This window comes from Streptomyces sp. URMC 126, assembly GCF_051386555.1.
Taxonomy (GTDB): Bacteria; Actinomycetota; Actinomycetes; order Streptomycetales; family Streptomycetaceae; genus Streptomyces.
Genome location: NZ_JBPQTX010001082.1, coordinates 1 through 254 on the forward strand (window position 1 = coordinate 1; position 254 = coordinate 254).

At 65.0% G+C, this 254-nt stretch carries 1 pseudogene; it reads right to left on the bottom strand.

The window, feature by feature from the left end:
- Positions 1-121: 121 nt before the first annotated feature.
- Positions 122-254: pseudogene (locus ACSNOK_RS35175) on the bottom strand (4-hydroxy-tetrahydrodipicolinate synthase); the annotation flags it as partial.

Consider the following 254-nt stretch of genomic DNA (forward strand, 5'->3'; position numbering starts at 1 on the left):
GTCTCCCACCTGTGGAAGGCCCCCCGGAGCGGCACGTGGCGCGCATGACTGTCGTGCACTTACGTAAGAGGTATTGCTGCGTATGCGGTTATGGGATCTTGTTCAGTTGTGAAGTCCGTGTTTACAGCTGTACCCCGCCGGCCGCCAGATCGCGCTTGAGCTGCTCGGTCTCCTCGGGGGAGAGCTCGATGAGCGGCAGCCGCAGCGGGCCCGCGGGCAGACCCTGGAGGGTGAGCGCCGCCTTGGTGGTGATC